At 64.3% G+C, this 19,192-nt stretch carries 15 protein-coding genes; 9 read left to right on the top strand and 6 right to left on the bottom strand.

The features are described from left to right. Nucleotides 1-167 precede the first annotated feature (167 nt). From NKJ17_RS09805 to NKJ17_RS09790, 4 genes are all read left to right on the top strand, one after another. A complete protein-coding gene (locus tag NKJ17_RS09805; protein ID WP_352505738.1) occupies nt 168-1,427 on the top strand; it encodes a sarcosine oxidase subunit beta in 1,260 nt (419 codons plus the stop codon). 91 nt (nt 1,428-1,518) lie between these two features. After that, entirely contained in the window at nt 1,519-1,815 is a 297-nt protein-coding gene (locus NKJ17_RS09800; protein WP_023676536.1) for a sarcosine oxidase subunit delta, read from the top strand. After that, nucleotides 1,812-4,808 (top strand): sarcosine oxidase subunit alpha, encoded by a 2,997-nt coding sequence (locus NKJ17_RS09795; protein ID WP_352505737.1) that lies wholly within the window; start codon nt 1,812-1,814, stop codon nt 4,806-4,808. The genes NKJ17_RS09800 and NKJ17_RS09795 overlap by 4 nt, the downstream gene beginning before the upstream one ends. Then, nucleotides 4,801-5,388, top strand: a complete 588-nt coding sequence (locus NKJ17_RS09790) for a sarcosine oxidase subunit gamma (protein ID WP_352505736.1) — start codon at nt 4,801-4,803, stop codon at nt 5,386-5,388. Before NKJ17_RS09795 ends, NKJ17_RS09790 begins: the two co-directional genes overlap by 8 nt. A 21-nt stretch (nt 5,389-5,409) precedes the next feature. Here NKJ17_RS09790 and NKJ17_RS09785 read toward each other — a convergent pair whose 3' ends face one another. Continuing rightward, nucleotides 5,410-6,108, bottom strand: coding sequence for a nitroreductase (locus NKJ17_RS09785; protein ID WP_352505735.1), 699 nt, complete (start codon nt 6,106-6,108; stop codon nt 5,410-5,412). A 276-nt stretch (nt 6,109-6,384) separates the two neighbouring features. Here NKJ17_RS09785 and NKJ17_RS09780 point away from each other — a divergent pair, with 276 nt between their 5' ends. The 5 genes from NKJ17_RS09780 (at nt 6,385) to NKJ17_RS09760 (ending at nt 14,050) form a co-directional block, all read left to right on the top strand. Then, a complete protein-coding gene (locus NKJ17_RS09780) occupies nt 6,385-6,972 on the top strand; it encodes a helix-turn-helix domain-containing protein (RefSeq protein ID WP_352505733.1) in 588 nt (195 codons plus the stop codon). A gap of 76 nt (nt 6,973-7,048) precedes the next feature. Continuing rightward, nucleotides 7,049-9,502, top strand: a complete 2,454-nt coding sequence (locus tag NKJ17_RS09775) for a GcvT family protein (protein ID WP_352688159.1) — start codon at nt 7,049-7,051, stop codon at nt 9,500-9,502. Then, a complete protein-coding gene (locus NKJ17_RS09770; RefSeq protein WP_352688157.1) occupies nt 9,499-10,398 on the top strand; it encodes a homocysteine S-methyltransferase family protein in 900 nt (299 codons plus the stop codon). Before NKJ17_RS09775 ends, NKJ17_RS09770 begins: the two co-directional genes overlap by 4 nt. Next, the gene (locus tag NKJ17_RS09765) at nt 10,398-11,579 is read left to right on the top strand and encodes a pyridoxal phosphate-dependent aminotransferase (RefSeq protein WP_352688155.1); all 1,182 of its coding nucleotides are present in this window, start codon (nt 10,398-10,400) and stop codon (nt 11,577-11,579) included. The genes NKJ17_RS09770 and NKJ17_RS09765 overlap by 1 nt, the downstream gene beginning before the upstream one ends. After that, nucleotides 11,576-14,050: a GcvT family protein gene (locus tag NKJ17_RS09760; protein ID WP_352688153.1), complete on the top strand. Its 2,475-nt coding sequence runs from the start codon at nt 11,576-11,578 to the stop codon at nt 14,048-14,050. The genes NKJ17_RS09765 and NKJ17_RS09760 overlap by 4 nt, the downstream gene beginning before the upstream one ends. 6 nt (nt 14,051-14,056) lie before the next feature. On the opposite strand, the gene NKJ17_RS09755 is transcribed toward NKJ17_RS09760, so the two are convergent. The 5 genes from NKJ17_RS09755 to NKJ17_RS09735 all read right to left on the bottom strand — a co-directional run bounded on the left by NKJ17_RS09755 (nt 14,057) and on the right by NKJ17_RS09735 (nt 19,192). Further along, nucleotides 14,057-14,638 carry an NAD(P)H-dependent oxidoreductase gene (locus NKJ17_RS09755; RefSeq protein ID WP_352688151.1) on the bottom strand — a complete coding sequence of 194 codons (582 nt, stop codon included), beginning with the start codon at nt 14,636-14,638 and terminating at the stop codon, nt 14,057-14,059. Then, on the bottom strand, nt 14,635-16,035 hold the full coding sequence (locus NKJ17_RS09750; protein WP_502906536.1) for an FAD-binding oxidoreductase: 1,401 nt from the start codon (nt 16,033-16,035) through the stop codon (nt 14,635-14,637). Before NKJ17_RS09750 ends, NKJ17_RS09755 begins: the two co-directional genes overlap by 4 nt. Continuing rightward, nucleotides 16,032-17,333, bottom strand: coding sequence for a cytosine deaminase (locus tag NKJ17_RS09745; protein ID WP_352688149.1), 1,302 nt, complete (start codon nt 17,331-17,333; stop codon nt 16,032-16,034). The genes NKJ17_RS09750 and NKJ17_RS09745 overlap by 4 nt, the downstream gene beginning before the upstream one ends. Nucleotides 17,334-17,511: 178 nt before the next feature. Beyond that, entirely contained in the window at nt 17,512-18,363 is an 852-nt protein-coding gene (locus tag NKJ17_RS09740) for an ABC transporter permease (protein WP_254818144.1), read from the bottom strand. Then, nucleotides 18,350-19,192, bottom strand: coding sequence for an ABC transporter ATP-binding protein (locus NKJ17_RS09735; RefSeq protein WP_352688147.1), 843 nt, complete (start codon nt 19,190-19,192; stop codon nt 18,350-18,352). The genes NKJ17_RS09740 and NKJ17_RS09735 overlap by 14 nt, the downstream gene beginning before the upstream one ends.

Raw genomic sequence — 19,192 nt, 5'->3', positions numbered from 1 at the left:
GCAAGTCACCCCAGGCGTCTCGTTTTTCGAAGTCGGCCAATCGAACTCGGCCAATCGGAGTCGGTCAATCGAAGTCGGGGAGTCGAAAAGCGATGGCGCAATCTTGGCTTTGCGTTGGCCACCTGCTCTATAGTCTGCCGCCAAGCCTGAAATGGATGACAATAAGAATGGCGGAATATTCGGCCTTTTCGCTTCTCAAAAACGCACTGACCGGAAACAAGGACTGGAGGCCGGCCTGGCGCAAGCCCGACCCGAAGGCGTCCTATGACGTGATCGTCATCGGCGGTGGCGGCCATGGCCTGTCAACCGCTTACTACCTAGCCAAGGAGCACGGCATCACCAATGTCGCGGTGCTGGAGAAGGGCTGGCTCGGCTCCGGCAATGTCGGCCGCAACACCACAGCGGTCCGTTCCAATTATCTCCTGCCGGCCAACACGCGCTTTTACGAGCATTCGATGAAACTGTGGGAGAACCTGGCCCACGACCTCAACTACAACGTCATGTTCTCGCAGCGCGGCTGCCTGAACCTCGCCCACACACCTGCCCAGCTCGACGACTATGCCCGGCGCGGCAACGCCATGCGCCATCTCGGCGTCGACGCCGAACTGATGACTACGGCGGAGATCGCCCGCCTGGTGCCGGCACTGGACGTCTCGGCCACCGCGCGCTTCCCGATTGTCGGCGGCCTGATGCAGCGGCGCGCCGGCACCGCCCGCCACGACGCCGTCGCCTGGGGCTATGCGCGCGCTGCAGATCGGCGCGGCGTCGACATCATCGAAAACTGCGAGGTCACCGGCTTCCTGCGCGACGGCGACCGTATCACCGGCGTCACGACGACGCGCGGCGAAATCCGCGCCAAGAAGGTAGCCGTCGCAGTGGCCGGCAGCACCGGGCAAGTCATGCGGCTCGCCGGCATCGAGACGATGCCGATCGAGAGCCACGTGCTGCAGGCCTTCGTCACGGAATCGCTAAAGCCGTTCATCGATACGGTCCTGACCTTCGGCATGGGCCATTTTTATATGTCGCAATCGGATAAGGGCGGCCTTGTCTATGGCGGCGATCTCGACGGCTACAACAGCTACGCCCAACGCGGCAGCCTGCCGATCGTCGATGAGGTGATGAGCGAGATGCTGGCGCTGTTCCCTGGGCTGGCCCGTGTCCGCATGCTGCGCTCATGGGGCGGCGTCTGCGACATGTCTATGGACGGTTCGCCAATCATCACCACCGGTCCGCTTCCGGGCATGTATCTCAACTGCGGCTGGTGCTATGGCGGCTTCAAGGCGACGCCGGCTTCCGGCTGGTGCTTTGCCTGGACCATTGCCAAGGACGAGCCACACGATCTCAACGCGGCCTTCACGCTCGACCGCTTCTATCGTGGCCTGGTGATCGACGACAAGGGCCAGGGCGCCACGCCCCGGCTGCATTAGGCCATGATCCCGAACCGCAGGTCCGCGTCAGCGAAAAGTGGAAACCGGTTTTCGGACAAGATCATGGTCAAACGAGAAGTTTAAGAGATCCATGCTCATCACCTGCCCCTATTGCGGCCCGCGCGACGTGATCGAATTCACCTATCAGGGCGACGGCAATCGCCAGCGCCCACAGCCGGCCTCGCAGAATCTCGACGCCTGGAACGCTTATGTCTACGACCGGCTGAACCCGGCCGGTGACCACAATGAGATCTGGCAGCATTCCGGCGGCTGCCGCGCCCATCTCAGGGTCGTGCGCAACACGCTGACGCACGAGATCTCCAGCACCGCGTTCGCGCGCGGCGATCACAATTCGGTTGCGCGGCACCGGGCCGAGGACAAGCCATGAGCCCGCGCCGTACCGAGGCCGGCGGCCTCATAGACCGGCTGCGGACCATTCGTTTCACCTTCGACGGCGCGCCCTATACCGGCCACGCCGGCGACACGCTGGCTTCGGCGCTGCTGGCCAACGGCGTCACCCTGTTCGGGCGTTCGTTCAAATATCACCGTCCCCGCGGCGTGCTGACCGCCGGCGTCGAGGAGCCTAACGCGCTGGTCACCGTGTTGCGGGGCGAGGTTCGCGAGCCGAACATTCCCGCCACCATGGTCGAGATCTATGACGGGCTGACCGCAATAAGCCAGAACCGTTTCCCCTCACTTGCCTGGGACGTCAGTGCCGTGAACCAGCTCGGCGGCAAGCTTTTGTCGGCCGGCTTCTACTACAAGACCTTCATGGGACCGGTGATCGGTCCGCTGAAGGGCACACGCTTCTGGATGTTCTGTGAGCATTTCATCCGCCGTGCCGCCGGCCTGGGCAAGGCAGGCACGGCTCCCGATACGGCGCGCTACGAACGCATGAATGCGTTTTGCGATGTGTTGGTAGTCGGCTCCGGCCCGGCCGGGCTGATGGCCGCCAGGGCTGCTTCCGATCAGGGTGCACGCGTCATCCTGGCCGAGCTCGAGCCGCATTTCGGCGGCTCGGCCAGTTGGTCGGGCGAGACGATCGATGGCATGCCGGCCGCCGACTGGGCGGCGCGCGCCGCTGGCCAGCTCGAAGGCCGTGACAATGTCCGCCTGCTGCCGCGCACCACGGTCTGGGGCTATTATGACGGCAACACGCTCGCTGCGCTCGAACGCGTCACCGACCACAAGGAAACGCCCGGCAAGGGCGAACCCCGCCATCGCTACTGGACAATCCGCGCCAAGTCGGTGGTGCTGGCCACCGGCTCGCTGGAGCGTCCGCTGGTCTTTCCGGGCAATGATCGACCAGGCGTGATCCTGGCGCATGCGGCCGAGCGTTTTGCCAATGAATATGGGGTGCTGCCCGGCGACAGGATCGGGCTGTTCACCAACAATGACAGCGCCTATCGCGCAGCCCTGGCGCTGAAGAAGGCCGGCGCCGTGGTCGTCGCCATCGTCGACGTACGCCCTGAGCTTTCGAGCGAGATGCGCAAGCTGGCCGGCGAAACCGAGGCCGAGATCTTTTCTGGCCACGCGGTGATCGCCACCGAGGGCGGCAAGGCGCTGTCCGGCTTCAAGGTGCAGCGCTTCGATATGGCGAGTGGCGCGCTTTCCGGCGATGCGCGCAGCATCCACGCCGATTGCCTGCTGATGTCGGGCGGCTGGTCGCCGACCATCCATCTGGCCAGCCAGGCCGGCGCCAAGGCGGAATGGAACGAAACGTTGCAAGCGTTCCTGCCGCCGAAACCTACAACACGGCAATGGATCGGCGCCGGCGCCTTCACCGGCAGTTTCTCCACCGCCGAGGCGATCGCCGAAGGTCGCGCCGCCGGTTTTTCCGCGACGGGCGGAACCGGCACGCCGGCGGCCTTGCCGGTTGTCGAAGCCGCTCCCGGCGATCCCGATCCGGCGCCGGTGTTCGAGATCAGGGCCAGTGGAAAGAGCTTCGTCGATTTCCAGCATGATGTGACGGCCGACGACGTGCGGCTGGCGCATCGGGAAGGCTTCGTCTCGGTCGAGCATCTGAAGCGCTACACCACGCTCGGCATGGCGACCGACCAGGGCAAGAGTTCCAACATACCAGGCCTGGCCATAATGGCCGAGGCGCTGGGCAAGCCGATCCCGCAGGTCGGCACGACGCGCTTTCGCCCGCCCTTTTCGGCGGTATCGATCGGCTCGCTTGCCGCCGAACGCTTCGGCGATCTGAAACCCGAGCGACTGACGCCGATGCATGACTGGCACGTCGCCAACGGCGCCACCATGTATTCGGCCGGCCTCTGGTACCGGCCGATGATCTATGGCCATCCCGGCGAGACGATCGAGCAGGCCTATGTGCGCGAAGCGAGAGCCACGCGCGAGAGCGCCGGCATCGTCGACGTCTCGACACTGGGCAAGATCGCCGTGCAAGGCCCGGACGCGGCGGAATTCCTTGACCGCGTCTACACCAACATGTTTTCGACGCTGGCCGTTGGCAAGGCGCGCTACGGGCTGATGCTGCGCGAGGACGGTCTCGCCTTCGACGACGGCACAACATGGCGGCTCGGCGAGCAGGATTTCCTGATGACCACCACCACCGCCAATGCCGGCAAGGTGATGCAGCATCTGGAGTATTTCCTCGACGTGATCTGGCCGGAGCTGAAGGTCCACGTCACCTCGGTAACCGATCAATGGGCCGGTGCCGCCATCGGCGGGCCGAAGGCAAGGCAGATATTGGCTGCTTGCGTCAGCGGCACCGCCGTCGACAATGCCGCACTGCCCTTCATGGCCATCGTCCACGGCGAAATCGCCGGCGTGCCGGTGATGATCTGCCGGCTGTCCTTCTCCGGCGAAATGGCCTTCGAGGTCTATTCCGGCGCCGGTTACGGCACCTATGTCTGGGAGGCGCTCATCGAAGCCGGCAAGCCGTTCGGGCTGGTGACCTACGGGCTGGAGGCGCTGGGCACCATGCGCATCGAGAAAGGCCACGTCACCGGTGCCGAGATCGACGGCCGTACCACGGCACGCGACCTGCATCTCGACTGGATGCTGTCGAAGAAGAAGCCGTTCATCGGCTCGGCGATGATGGATCGCGAGGGGCTGATCGCACCCGACCGCCTGGAACTCGTCGGTATTGTTTCGCTCGACAACCAGCCGCTCAATGGGGGCGCACACATCGTCGAGCAGCTTGACGAAGCCAATCCCCACGGCTCGCTTGGCCACATCACCGCCTGCTGCTATTCGCCGGCGCTCGGCAAATATATCGCGCTTGCCCTGGTCAAGGGCGGCAAGGCGCGGCGCGGCTCGCGTGCCTACGTTTCCGACCCGTTGCGCAACCGGTTCGGGCCGGTCGAGATCGTCTCCAACCATTTCTTCGATCCGGACGGGAGCCGCATGCATGGTTGAACGCCAATCACCGCTTGAGCCGGTGCTGCATCCGGGCTCGCATGGCGATTTCGAGCACGGCGTCGAAATCATCCTCTCCGAAACTAGGCCGGGGTCGATTCTGCAGCTCGCCGCCTGGCCCGGCGAGGAGAAGACGTTGATGGCCGGCATCCATACGGTCACCGGCCTGACTTTGCCCGACGGCGCCGGCGGCGGTGTGACGAACGGCGCCAGGTCGGTGTTCGGCTTTGCGCCGGGAAAATTTACGGTTGTCGATGAAGCCGAGGGATTGGCGACGGCCTTTGCCGATGTCGTCACCCCGGCCATCGGTACGGTCACCGACCTTTCGCACGGCCGCACCGCGATCCGTATCGCCGGGCCGAAGGCCGAGTGGGTGCTGGCGAAATTCTTCGCCATCGACTTCGCGCTCCCGGCCTTCCCGATCGGCGCCGGCCGCTCGACCATGCATCACGACGTCTTCGCGCAGATCCAGCGCACCGCGGCCGATCAGTTCGACATCTACGTGTTCCGCTCGTTCGCACGCTCGTTCTGGAAGGCACTCTGCCACGCCAGCGAGGAAGTCGGCTACGACGTGCAATAACTCAGCCGGCGCGTCGCCACGTTAGCTGGCGAACGTCACCCACTCTTCCAGCGGCGCGCGGTCGGTGCGGAATGCGTTTTCGGGCTTGGACGTGTCCTCATGGCCGAGCGCCATGCCGCAGACAACGATCTCCTCGTCGGGAATGTTGAGCACCGGCCTGATCTGCCGGTGATAGGGCGCGAAGGCAGCTTGCGGACAGGTGTGCAGGCCCCTGCCCCGCGCCGCGACCATGATGTTTTGCAGGAACATGCCGTAGTCGATCCACGACCCTTTGTTCAGCCGCCGGTCGACGGTGAAGATCATGCCGACCGGCGCATCGAAGAAGATGAAGTTGCGGTCGTGCTGCGCGCGCATCCTGTCGACCTCGCGCCGGCCGATGCCGAGCACGCCGTAGAGACCGAAGCCGTTGGCCCGCCGCCGCGTCAGATAGGGTTCGAAGAACTGGTCGGGATAATAGCGATATTCGTCCCATTCCGCCTTTTCGGCGCGGATGCCCGAGCTGAGGATGGCATCGCTGATGCGCTGCTTGACCTCGCCCTTGGTCACATAGACCTTCCAGGGCTGCATGTTGGTGCCTGACGGCGCGCGCGCGGCAACGGCGAGAATATCGCGGATGGTCTCGTCGTCGATCATATCGGGCAAGAAGGCGCGTACCGATCGGCGCGAGGTGATCGCGTCATCGACGATCGCCGCCGCAATCCGGGAGTTGTTTTCCAGCATGGCCGTCCCTTTGCGTATGATCCCGAACCCGATTCTCCGGAAGGATCATGCGCCGACTAGAAGTGATGGAGCATCCTTGCGCGTCTTTTTGAACGCCCGATAAGCCTATCCGCCTCGACCGGACGCCCCACTCGCCGCTCGTGCGCCGAGCCTCTGCCCGAACCGTCAAAATGGCGCAAGTAAATCTTGTGGGCGCATGAAAATCCTCTTGATTTTTTCACAAACGTGCCGTCACATGAAATTTGCTGGGAATTTTTCACCGAAACAGGGACAGCTTTGCCCTCAACCGCGGCCAGATCGGAACAAGACAGCGGCGAACGGCTGCTGGCCGGCGACATCCGCGCCTTGCGCAAGGCGCGCGGACTGACGCTTGCCGAGACCGGCCTCAAGCTCGGCCGCTCCGTCGGCTGGGTCAGCCAGGTCGAGCGCGGCCTGTCGATCCCGTCGCTCGGCGACCTCAGAGCCTTCGCCGAATTGTTCGGCGTGCCGGTCAGCCTGTTCTTCAGCCATGACGTGCCTGTCGAGACCGAGCGCGGCGTGGTCGTGCGCGCCGGCAGCCGACGCGTGCTTGGCACAAGCGATTCTGGCCTGGTGGAGGAGCTGCTGTCGCCCGATCTCGGCGGTAGCTTCGAGATGCTGCGTTCGGCCTTCGCCCCGGGTGCCGAGCTGAAGACCGAGGCGCGCCGGCCGACCGAGGAAGCCGGCTACGTCGCTTCCGGCAGCTTCGACATCGAAATTGCTGGCGTCTGGCACCGGCTTGGCGAAGGCGACTCCTTCCGCTTCGACGGCAAGCCGTTCCGCTGGCGCAATCCTGGAGCCGAGCCGGCTGTCGTCATCTGGGTGGTTTCGCCGCCTGTCTACTGAACGAATGCATGTCGCCCAAAAGTGCGTGGCGGTTTGGGACAATGACATGCATCAAAACAAATAGTCGGAGAAGAACATGGCCGGTTTGCCGACCACGGCACGCGTTGTGATCATCGGAGGCGGTGTCGTCGGCGCCTCCTCGCTCTATCATCTCGCCAAAGCGGGCTGGATCGACTGCGTGCTTCTGGAGAAGAACGAGCTGACTTCCGGCTCGACCTGGCATGCCGCCGGCAACGTGCCGACTTTCTCGTCGTCATGGTCGCTGATGAACATGCAGCGATATTCGACCGAACTCTATCGCCGGCTGGGCGACGAGGTCGGCTATCCCATGAACTACCACGTCACCGGCTCGCTCAGGCTAGCCCATAGCGCGGAGCGCATGCAGGAATTCCAGCGCGCCAAGGGCATGGGCCGCTACCAGGGCATGGACATCGATGTCGTCGGGCTCGACGAGATCAAGCGTCGTTACCCCTTCATCGAGACGCATGAGCTGAAAGGCGCGCTCTACGATCCGAATGACGGCGACATCGACCCGGCGCAATTGACCCAGGCGCTGGCTAAAGGTGCCCGCGACATGGGCGCGAAGATCATCCGCTTCTGCCCGGTCACCGGCGTGCGCCGAGAAAACGACGAGTGGGTGGTCGAGACGGCGCAAGGCGAGATCCGCTGCGAGATCGTCGTCAACGCCGCCGGATACCGCGCCGCCGAGATCGGCAGGATGTTCGGCCGCGAGGTGCCGATGATGGTGATGAGCCATCAATATATCCTGTTCGAGGAAATCCCCGAACTGGCGGCCTGGTCGAAGGAACAGGGCAAGAAGCTGCCGCTGCTGCGCGACGTCGATACGTCCTATTATCTGCGCCAGGAAAAGAACGGCATGAATCTCGGCCCTTATGAGCGCAATTGCCGCGCCCACTGGGTCGGCCACAACGACCCGATGCCCGACGACTTTTCGTTCCAGCTGTTTCCCGACGATCTCGATCGGCTGGAAGATTACCTGGCCGATGCTGTCGCCCGCGTGCCGATCCTCGGCACCGCCGGCCTATCCAAGGTCATCAACGGGCCGATCCCCTATGCGCCGGACGGCAACCCGCTGATCGGGCCGATGCCCGGCGTGCCCAGCGCCTTCGAGGCCTGCGTCTTCACCTTCGGCATCGCCCAGGGCGGCGGCGCCGGCAAGGTGCTGGCCGAATGGGTGACCGAGGGCCAGGCCGAATGGGATATGTGGTCCTGCGATCCGCGCCGTTTCACCGCCTTCGCCTCGGCTCCGGATTATTGCGTTGCCAAGGGCATGGAAATCTACGGCAACGAATACGCCATCCAGTTCCCGCGCCATGCCTGGCCGGCCGGACGCGACCGCAAGCTGTCGCCGCTCCACGGCCGCATCAAGGCACTCGGCGCCCAGTTCGATGCCTATAATGGCTGGGAACGCGCCACCTGGTATGCGCAGCCCGGTGACGACGTCTCCGAACAAGCCACGCTGACTTTCCGCCGCGACGGGCCGTGGCAGCATCGTGTGCGCCAAGAATGCCTCGCCGTCCGCGATGCCGCCGGCATTCTGGACCTGCCGGGCTTTTCCCGTTTCAATCTCGATGGTCCAGGTGCGGCCGAATGGCTCAGCCTCCAGGTCACAGGCCTGGTGCCGAAACCCGGCCGCATCGGCCTCGTCTATTTTGCCGACGACAAGGGCCGCATGGTCACCGAAATGTCGGTGGTCCGCCACGACGAGAACCTGATGACGCTGATCACCGCCGCGGTGGCGCAATGGCATGATTTCGAATGGCTGAAATCGCGCATCCCGAAGGACGCCGCATTCAAGCTGGTCGACAGGACGGAGGAATACTCTACCCAGATCCTCGCCGGCCCCAACTCGCGAAAAATCCTGGCCGAACTCTGCGCGGCCGACCTCACCCTGCCCTGGCTGACGCATCAGGAGACCAGTATCGCCGGACGTTGGGCAAAGCTGGTGCGCGTGTCCTTCGCGGGCGAGCTCGGCTGGGAAATCCACAGCAAGATCGATGATACCGCAGCGATCTTCGACACCGTCTGGGCAGCTGGCCAGAAGCACGGCCTGAAACCGTTCGGCATGTACGCGCTGGATTCGCTGCGGCTCGAAAAAGGTTACCGCACCTGGAAGGGCGACCTGTCGACCGCCTATTCGATCCTGCAGGGCGGGCTGGAGCGCTTCGTCAGATGGGACAAGCCTGACTTCCGCGGCAAGGCAGCGCTGCAGAACGAGAAGCAGCAGGGCGTCAAGAAACGCTTCGTCACGCTTGTCGTCGAAAACCCCGGTGACTGCGATGCGCCTTATATGTCGACGCTGTGGCGTGACGGCCGGATCGTCGGCGAGACGACGTCCGGCGGCTGGGGTCATCGTATCGACAAATCGATCGCGCTCGGCATGCTGCGCGCGGACCTGACCGAGCCGGGAACGGCGGTCGAGGTCGAGATCTTCGGGGAACGTTTTCGGGCGGTCGTGCAGGAGGACGAGCCGTTATGGGATCCAAAGAACGAGAGGCTCAGAGCATGAAGAAAGTGATCCTCACCGATGGCGGCATGGGCCAAGAGCTGGTCCGCCGCAGCAGCTCCGAGCCGACGCCGCTGTGGTCGGCCAGGGTGCTCATCGACGAACCGGATCTGGTGCGCGACCTGCATGCCGAATTTATCCGCGCCGGCGCCCGCGTCATCACCATCAACACTTATTCCGCAACGCCGGAGCGGCTGGCGCGCGAAGGCGCGGAAGAGCTGTTCAAACCGTTGCAGAAGCTCGGCATAGAACTGGCAAGGCAAGCACGCGACCAGGCCGGCGACGCGGCGATCGCCGGCTGCCTGTCGCCGCTGTTCGGCAGCTATGCGCCAGCGCTGACGATATCCTTCCAGGATACGCTCGACGTCTATCGCTGTATCGTTGCCGAGCAGGCGGACGGCGTCGATCTGTTTCTGTGCGAAACCATGGCGTCGGCCGAAGAGGCGCGCGCCGCCGTCACCGCGGCATCGGAAAGCGGCAAGCCCGTATGGGTGTCGTGGACGCTCGCCGACCACGGCGCACCGCGCCTGCGCAGCGGCGAAGCCATTGCGGCGGCGGCAAGCGCTCTCGACGGCCTGCCCGTCACGGCCCGGCTGATCAATTGCTGCCGGCCCGAGGCGATCGCTGCAGCGCTCCCCGAACTGATCGCCCTCGGCGGGCCGGTCGGCGCCTATGCCAACGGCTTCACCTCGGTCGAGGCACTCAAGCATGGCGGCACAGTGGAAGTGCTGCACGCCCGCCACGACCTCGATCCGGATGCCTATGCCGGCCAGGCGATCGGCTGGGTCGAGGCTGGCGCCGGCATCGTCGGCGGCTGCTGCGAAGTCGGACCGGCCCACATCGCCGCGCTGCGCGACCGGCTCGAACAGGCCGGCTACGAAATTTCGGGAGTAGCATAATGCCTAGGCCATCATCGCGCATTTCCGGCATCGTGCCCTCGGGCAAGGATGGCTGGGAGGTTCATTCCGCTGCCTGGGCGCGCAAGCAGGCTGGCGAAGACATCATCATGCTGTCGGTCGGCGACCATGATTTTGACACGCCGAGCGAGACGATCGAAGCCTGCGTGACGGCCGTCCGCGCCAGCAATCACCACTACACGCCGCTTGCCGGCGTTCCACGCCTGCGCAAGGCGATGGCGGCGGCGTCGACGCGGTGCACCGGGGTTGCGACCAGCCCCGACCAGGTCATCGCCACGCCGGGCGGGCAGGCCGCGCTTTACGCGGCCATTCAAGCGGTTCTCGACCAGGGCGACCATGCCATCGTCGTTGCGCCCTATTACGCCACCTATCCGAATACCTTCAGTGCGGCGGGCGCCGAGTTCAGCGTCGTCGAGACCCCCGCCGAAGACAGCTTTCAGCCGCGCGCCGCCGACATCCGCGCCGCCCTTCGGCCGAACACCCGCGCCATCCTGATCAACACGCCGAACAATCCCACGGGCGCCGTCTATTCGCGCGAGCGCCTGGAAGAGCTGGCGCAGATCTGCCGCGAGCATGACCTCTGGCTGCTGTCGGACGAGGTCTACTGGACGCTGGGCGGCGGCGATCACGTCTCACCACGCTCGCTGCCTGGCATGGCGGAACGCACGCTGGTCATCAATTCGATGTCCAAGAGCCACGGCATGACCGGCTGGCGCATGGGCTGGCTGACCGGGCCCGAGGAGATGATCTCGCTGCTGACCGACCTCAATCTGGTGATGACCTACGGCCTGCCAGCCTTCATCAGCCTCGCCTGCGCCGAGGCGCTCGAAAACGGCTACGGCGTCGAGGAGATCGCCGAGCGCTATGCCGCGAGGCGCGCCGTCGTTCTCGATGCCATGCGCGGGATGAACAACGTCACCGTGCGCGGCTCCGAAGGCGGCATGTATGTGATGCTCGACATATCGGCGATTGAGCCGGACGACGAAAAATTCGCCTGGGCTTTCCTCGACCAGGAGAAGGTCGGCGTCATGCCCGGCTCGAGCTTCGGCGCGGCCGCAGCAGGCCACATCCGCTTCAGCCTCTGCCAGCCTGAGCCGGTGCTGATGGAGGCTGCCACACGCCTGCGCCGCTTCGCATCCAGCTATCGCCGTGAGGCCGCATGAGCGCCCCGCCCACCAAAACCATTCCGACCAAGGCCATTCCTCCCAAAGCAAGGGCGGTTATCATCGGCGGCGGCGTCTCCGGTTGTTCCGTCGCCTATCATCTGGCCAAACTCGGCTGGACCGATATCGTGCTGCTCGAGCGCAAGCAGCTGACGTCGGGCACGACATGGCACGCTGCCGGCCTGATCGGCCAATTGCGCGGCTCGCAGAACATGACGCGGCTGGCGAAATATTCGGCCGACCTCTACGTCAAGCTCGAGGCCGAGACCGATGTCGGCACCGGCATGCGCCAGGTCGGCTCGATCACCGTGGCGCTGACCGAGGAGCGCAAGCACGAGATCTATCGGCAGGCGTCTCTCGCCCGCGCCTTCGATGTCGACGTGCACGAGATTTCGCCAGGTGAAGTCAAGCAGATGTACCCGCATCTCAATGTATCCGACGTGGTCGGCGCCGTGCATCTGGCGCTCGACGGCCAGTGCGACCCCGCCAACATCGCCATGGCCTTGGCCAAGGGCGCGCGCCAGAGTGGTGCGACGATCGTCGAGAATGTGAAGGTGACCAAGGTCCATACCAGGGCCGGCCGGGTCACCGGGGTGTCCTGGGCGCAGGGCGACGAGCAAGGCACGATCGATACCGACATCGTCGTCAACTGCGCCGGCATGTGGGCACGCGAGCTTGGCGCCCAGAACGGCGTCACCATCCCGTTGCACGCCTGCGAACATTTCTATCTCGTAACGGAACCGATCCCCGGGCTTTCCCGCCTGCCGGTGCTGCGCGTCCCGGACGAGTGCGCCTACTACAAGGAAGATGCCGGCAAGATGATGCTCGGCGCTTTCGAACCGGTAGCCAAGCCGTGGGGCATGAACGGCATAAGCGAGGATTTCTGCTTCGACCAGTTGCCCGCGGACATGGATCATTTCGAGCCGATCCTCGAAATGGGCGTCAACCGCATGCCGATGCTGGGCACCGCCGGCATCCACACCTTCTTCAACGGCCCCGAAAGCTTCACGCCCGACGATCGCTACTATCTCGGCGAGGCGCCGGAGCTTTCCGGCTACTGGATGGCGACCGGCTACAATTCGATCGGCATCGTCTCCTCCGGTGGCGCCGGCATGGCGCTGGCGCAATGGATCAATGACGGCGAGGCGCCTTTCGATCTCTGGGAGGTCGACATCCGCCGCGCTCAGCCGTTCCAGAAGAACCGCCGTTATCTCAAGGAGCGCGTTTCCGAAACGCTCGGCCTGCTCTACGCCGATCATTTCCCCTACCGGCAGATGGCGACTTCGCGGAACATAAGGCGCTCGCCGCTGCATGAGCATCTGAAGGCGCGCGGTGCGGTGTTCGGCGAGGTCGCCGGCTGGGAGCGCGCCAACTGGTTCGCCAGGCCCGGCCAGGAGCGCGAATACCGCTATTCCTGGAAACGGCAGAACTGGTTCGACAACCAGCGTGAGGAGCATCTGGCGGTCAGGAACGGCGTCGGCCTGTTCGACATGACCTCGTTCGGCAAGATCCGCGTCGAAGGCCGCGACGCCTGCGCCTTCCTGCAAAGGCTCTGCGCCAACGACATGGATGTGGCGCCGGGCAAGATCGTCTATACCCAGATGCTCAACCAGCGCGGTGGCATCGAGAGCGACCTCACCGTCTCGCGGCTGTCTGAAACAGCCTTCTTCCTCGTCGTGCCCGGTGCGACGCTGCAGCGCGATTTAGCCTGGCTGCGAAAACACCTTGCCGACGAGTTCGTCGTCATCACCGATGTGACCGCTGCCGAAGCCGTGCTCTGCCTGATGGGCCCGGATGCGAGAAAGCTGATTCAAAGGGTGAGCCCCAACGATTTTTCAAACGAAAACAACCCGTTCGGGACGTTTCAGGAGATCGAAATCGGCATGGGGCTGGCCCGCGCCCACCGCGTCACCTATGTCGGCGAGCTCGGCTGGGAGCTTTATGTCTCGACCGATCAGGCCGCCCACGTCTTCGAGGCTATAGAAGAAGCCGGCGCCGACGTCGGCCTGAAGCTATGCGGCCTGCACACACTGGATTCCTGCCGCATCGAAAAGGCCTTCAGGCATTTCGGCCACGACATCACCGACGAAGACAATGTGCTGGAGGCCGGCCTTGGCTTTGCCGTGAAGACGGCCAAGGGAGACTTCCTCGGCCGCGATGCGGTGCTGAAGAAGAAAGAAACCGGCCTATCACGTCGGCTGGTGCAGTTCCGCCTGAACGACACCGAGCCGCTGCTCTTCCACAACGAGGCGATCCTGCGCGACGGCAGGATCGTCGGTCCGATCACCTCGGGCAATTACGGCCATCATCTCGGCGGCGCTATCGGGCTTGGTTACGTGCCTTGCAAGGGCGAGAGCGAGGCGGATGTCCTGTCGTCGTCCTACGAGATCGAGATCGCCGGCGAGCGCTTTGCGGCGGAGGCGTCGCTTAAGCCGATGTACGATCCGAAGGCGGCACGGGTGCGGATGTAGCGCACCTCAGAGCGCGTCCATCCTGGCCGCGACCTTCGCCACGAACCTGGTCCGACTGCCCTCGGTCGACAGGTTCATCGAGTAATGCGCAAGGTAGGAAACCGACCCGCCGGGCTGGATCGTCGCGCGCAGCACCCGATTGACCAGCTTGCGCGGCGGGTCACCCATCAGCATGGCTCGGAACCGGCTGCCGCCATAGGTTGTGACGGCGACCACCTTGCGAATATTGTGCAGTGACGGCTGCACCTTGCCGGCGACCAGCTTGAACGACACACCGGGCAGGAAGACGCGATCGAAAAAGCCTTTCAGAATGGCCGGATAGCCGAAGTTCCACACCGGAAACGACAGCACCAGCGCCTCGGCCCGCAGCAAGCGCTCGACATAAGGCGACGCCGGATCGCCGTCGCTGCGTTCGTCGTGATAGGACATCCGTTCGGCGCGCGTCAGCCTGGGATCGAAATTCTCGGCATAGAGGTCACAGTCGTCTACCACATGGCCGGCCGCCTTCAGGCGCTCGACGATGGTCCGGTGCAGGCCGGCATTGAAGCTGGTCTCCACCGGATGAGCGTAGAGGACGAGGATGTTCAACCCGCGTTCTCCAGCCCCTTGAACAGAAACGACTTGCCCGAGCGATAATCATAGTCCGGATTTTCCCAGGCGATCATCTTGCCCGGATTGAGCAGCCCTTGCGGGTCGGTTTCGCGCTTGAAGGCGAGCTGCACCTCGTCGGTGCGCTTCATGCCGCCTTCTTCCAGCGTGTAGCGGTGCGGGTTGAAGATCCAGCAGCCATTGTCCTCGTGGATGCGGATGATCTCGTCGAGCCGCTCCGCCGTGGTGAAACGCACCAGCGGCAGCCCTGCGATGCCGATGGCGCCGTCGAAGCGGATGAATTCGAGATGCGCCGGCACCTCGTCGCCGAAGCGATCGACCATCGCCTTGACGTGGCCGAGGTGGTCCGGCGAAGGGTAGCGGGTCTGCAGGTAGGTGATCGTCGGATCAACCCGGATGGCACGCAGCGTCGTGTGGTTCCAGGTCAGCTCATAGGCCGGCGGCAACCCTTTGAGATCGGCCTCCTTGTCGGCCCGGAAGACAATCTCGCCCTTGCTGCGCGCCGTGAAGGCAAGGAAGGCATCCATCGCATGCGGTGCGATCATCAGGACGACGATGCTTTGGCCGCGCCGGAAAAACCGCTGGTGGCGCTTGAAATAATCGTAGGGGATCGGTGCTGCGATCGGCGTGATCAGTTTCGCCAGTATGCCGTCCTGGATGGCGAGGTCGTTGCCGAACCCGGCCGCATCCATGAAATCGTCGAAGCCGACGATGACGTCGATCCAGTCATAGCTGGCGGTCAGCGGCATCTCGACTTCGGTGATGATGCCGTTGGTGCCGTAGGCATGCATCACCTTCAGCACGTCCTCGCCGGTGAGCTCCATGACACGCGGCTCAGCCTCCATCGTCACGGTCCTCAGCCGGATGACATTGCCGAGGTCGCGCAGTCCGCCCCAGCGGATCGAGCCGACACCGCCGGAGCCGCCGGCGACGAAGCCGCCGATCGACGCCGTGTTGTAGGTCGACGGCGACATGCGGAGCTCCTGGCCGGAATGCGCCCGCGTCGCTCTGTCCATGTCGGCGAGCACGGCGCCGGGGCCGGTGACGACACGGCCGGGGGCGATCGTCTTGACCGCGTTCATCTCGGCGAGATTGAGCACGACGCCGCCGGACAAGGGCATCGCTTGGCCGTAGTTCCCGGTGCCGCTGCCGCGCGGCGTCACCGGCACGCCATGCCGGTGACAGGCAGCGAGAATGCGGACGACCTCGTCTTCGGTTTTCGGCGTCACGATCAGGTCGCCGGTGACGTGATCGAGCTGCTGCTTCAGCACCGGGCTGTACCAGTAGAAGTCGCGGCTCTTCTGCTGGACGATCGCCGGATGGTCGTCGATCTTCAAACCGTGCAGGTCGCGCTTGAGCGCCGCAATATCCATCATTCCACCATCAGATCATCGAGTTCGGCATAATCGGGCAACTGGCGCTCGATCGCCAGGCCGTCGCGTACAACGATGCGATCCGATTCGGGCCGTGACAGCAATTCCGTCCAGCTCCGCCCCTTGAAGACGACGAAATCGGCCGGCGCTCCGGCGGCAAGCGTGCCGAAACCGTCGAGCCGCATCACCTTGGCCGGCGTCGAAGTCACCGCTTTCGGCCAGTCGGCGACGGGATGGTCGAGATGCAGGATGCGCGTCGCCATCCGGTAAACCTCAAGCATGTCGAGATCGCCATAGGCGTAGAACGGGTCGCGCGTATTGTCGGAGGCGACGGCCACGGCAATGCCGCGCGCCTTCATCTCGTGCAGCAACGTCACCCCGCGCCAGCGCGGCGTGGTGTTGTCGCCGCGCCGGTCCTGCAGATAGAGATTGCACATCGGCAGCGACACCACCGCCAGGCCGGCCTTGGCGACCTTGTCTAGCGTGTCGAGCACGTCGAGATCGGGCTGGCGCGCCAGCGAGCAGCAATGGCCGACCAGGATGTTCCCCTCGAAACCGTTCCAAAGGGCGGCTTCGGCGATTTTCTTCAACGAGATCGCCGCGATATCGTCGGTCTCGTCGGCATGGAAATCGAGGTCGAGGCCGTGCTTGATCGCCTGCGCAAATACCTGGTCAAGCAGTTCTTCGAGATCCGGCACCATATAGGTGACGACGCCGAGCACGCCGTTGGCCGCAGCCACTCGCTTGGCCAGCCTCTCGAACCATTTCCTGTCGCGCACGCCCTCGATGCCGAGCAGGCAGACCGCCTGCAGCTCGATGCGGCCGCGCCATTCATCCCGCATCGTCTCGAACACCGGCCAGGAGATCTCTTCCTGCGGCGCAACGCTGTCGAGATGCGTGCGCAGCGCCCTGGTACCATGCGCATAGGCCGAGCGCAGCGAAAAATCCATGCGGCGGGCAACGTCGTCGGCGCTCCAGCGCGCCGCCCGGTCGGCGCCCGTTGCATTCAGCGCGCCCATGAAGGTGCCGTCCGGGTTGGGCTTTCGAGGCCAGATATGGCCCTTGTCGATATGGGTGTGGCAGTCGACGAAGCAGGGCAAGACGATCCGGCCGCCGAGATCGGTGGCGCCTGCCGGTGCATTGGATCGCTGATGTGCTGCAATGCTGGAGATTTTTCCATTGGCGACGGCGATATCCGTAAGCGCAAAGCCGTCGGCATCGAAGGCAGCCGCAAGTCCTGGCGTCAGCGACTGATGAACACGAACGTTTGCAAGATGATAAGGACCAGAGGCTGGTATCAAGCCGCACTCCCCTTTGTCCTGCAGGACATCTCCCCCTCAAAGGGGGAGATGGGCAGCTTCAACCGGGGCACACGCCTTGCCACGTCAGTAATTGGCGAAATCCGAAATGAGGTCCAATCTCCCCCCATGAGGGGGAGATGTCCGGCAGGGCAGAGGGGGGTAACGGCGCCGACCATGCCTACCGCTCCTGCCTCAGTGCGCTCTCGTGCCAGCGCCGCAAAATGAGATGCGATACCAGCGACAGAACCAGGAAGATCAGGATGCCGGTGAGCGAGATCAGGATCAGCGCGGCGAACAGCCTTGGCGCGTTGAGCCGGTAGCCGGCCTCGATGATGCGCGAGGCGAGGCCGGACGACTGGCCGGTGGCACCGGCGACGAACTCGGCCACCACCGCGCCGATCAGCGACAGCCCGCCGGCGATCTTCAGCCCGCCGAGGAAATAAGGCATCGCCGCCGGCAGCCGCAGGTAGCGCAATTGCTGCCAGCGGGTCGCACCATTGAGCTTGAACATGTCGCGCAGATTGCGGTCGACCGAATTGAGGCCGAGCGTGGTGTTGGAGAGGATTGGGAAGAAGGCGACGATCCAGGCGCAAAGCAAAAGCTTTGTCGTCTGGTTGTCGACATAGATGTTGATCAGCGGAAAGATCGCGACGATCGGCGTCACCTGGAGCACGATGGCGAACGGAAAGAACGACATCTCCACCCATTTCGACTGAGCGAACAGCACCGCCAGCCCGACGCCGCCGATGACGGCGAGAAGCAGGCTCAAGAAGGTGATCCTGAGTGTCACCAGCAGCGAGGAGAACAGCAGCCCGGCATCGTCATGCAACGTCTGCAGCACCACGCCGGGACGCGGCAGGATGTATTTCGGGATGTCGTTCCAGACGCAGACACGGTCCCACAGCCAGATCGCCAGGATCATGATGGCCAGCGGCAGCAGCCATCTGCCGATGCGCTCGAAGCGCTCCTGGCGGACGCGGCGCGCCTCCTCCGGGTCGAGCGCCAGGACTGGTTCTTCAATGGCCGTCATGATGCGGTCCGGCAGTTGAGTTGATGGCGCCGATCAGCACGTCGGATGCCTGGCGGCAGAGCGCGGCATAGTCGGGCGAGGTGCGAAACGCCTCGTCGCGCGGATAGGGCGCGTCGACGGCAAGCTCCGCGAACACTCGGCCCGGCCGCGCCGCCATGACGACGACGCGGTTGGAGAGGAAAACGCTTTCGAAGACGCTGTGGGTGACGAAAACGACGGTGAAACGCTCATCCTGCCATAGCTCCAGAAGGTCATTGTTGAGCTTGAAGCGGGTGATCTCGTCGAGTGCCGCGAACGGCTCGTCCATCAACAAAATCCGTGGCTTGGTCACCATGGCGCGGGCGATCGAGACGCGCATCTTCATGCCGCCCGACAGTTCGCGCGGCACCGCCTTCTCGAAGCCGGTCAGGTGAACCCGCGCCAGCATCTCCATCACCGTTGGTGCCGCCTTGGCCCGCGACACGCCCTTCAGCCGCAGCGGCAGCCAGACATTGTCGAAGACGTCGGCCCAGGGCAGCAGCGTGGGCTCCTGGAAGACGAAGCCGATATTCGAGCGGTCGCCGATATTCGAACGATCGCGGGCGCCGCTGCCGCGCCAGTCGAGCAGGCCCGAGGTCGGCGTCGACAGGCCGGCAATCAGCCGGAGAGCCGTCGATTTCCCGCAGCCGGACGGCCCGAGCAGGCTGAGGAAATCGCCTTCCCGGATCGTCAGCTCGACATTGCTGAGCGCGGTGACGCCGTTGGAAAAAAACTTGCCGACGCCACGCAGCGCCAACAGCGTCGGCCCCGGTACACTTCCTGGCTGTTGCGCCACTTTCTCCAGCTTCAC

This window comes from Mesorhizobium sp. M0208, assembly GCF_040322015.1.
GTDB lineage: Bacteria > Pseudomonadota > Alphaproteobacteria > Rhizobiales > Rhizobiaceae > Mesorhizobium.
This window is presented reverse-complemented; position numbering and strand designations above follow the sequence as displayed.

Excerpts from the sequence above, each read along its gene's own strand:
- NKJ17_RS09805 (WP_352505738.1), top strand. The coding sequence starts at position 168 with ATGGCGGAATATTCGGCCTTTTCGCTTCTCAAAAACGCACTGACCGGA.
- NKJ17_RS09800 (WP_023676536.1), top strand. The coding sequence starts at position 1,519 with ATGCTCATCACCTGCCCCTATTGCGGCCCGCGCGACGTGATCGAATTC.
- NKJ17_RS09795 (WP_352505737.1), top strand. The coding sequence starts at position 1,812 with ATGAGCCCGCGCCGTACCGAGGCCGGCGGCCTCATAGACCGGCTGCGG.
- NKJ17_RS09790 (WP_352505736.1), top strand. The coding sequence starts at position 4,801 with ATGGTTGAACGCCAATCACCGCTTGAGCCGGTGCTGCATCCGGGCTCG.
- NKJ17_RS09785 (WP_352505735.1), bottom strand. The coding sequence starts at position 6,108 with ATGCTGGAAAACAACTCCCGGATTGCGGCGGCGATCGTCGATGACGCG.
- NKJ17_RS09775 (WP_352688159.1), top strand. The coding sequence starts at position 7,049 with ATGGCCGGTTTGCCGACCACGGCACGCGTTGTGATCATCGGAGGCGGT.
- NKJ17_RS09770 (WP_352688157.1), top strand. The coding sequence starts at position 9,499 with ATGAAGAAAGTGATCCTCACCGATGGCGGCATGGGCCAAGAGCTGGTC.
- NKJ17_RS09765 (WP_352688155.1), top strand. The coding sequence starts at position 10,398 with ATGCCTAGGCCATCATCGCGCATTTCCGGCATCGTGCCCTCGGGCAAG.
- NKJ17_RS09760 (WP_352688153.1), top strand. The coding sequence starts at position 11,576 with ATGAGCGCCCCGCCCACCAAAACCATTCCGACCAAGGCCATTCCTCCC.
- NKJ17_RS09750 (WP_502906536.1), bottom strand. The coding sequence starts at position 16,035 with ATGATGGATATTGCGGCGCTCAAGCGCGACCTGCACGGTTTGAAGATC.
- NKJ17_RS09740 (WP_254818144.1), bottom strand. The coding sequence starts at position 18,363 with ATGACGGCCATTGAAGAACCAGTCCTGGCGCTCGACCCGGAGGAGGCG.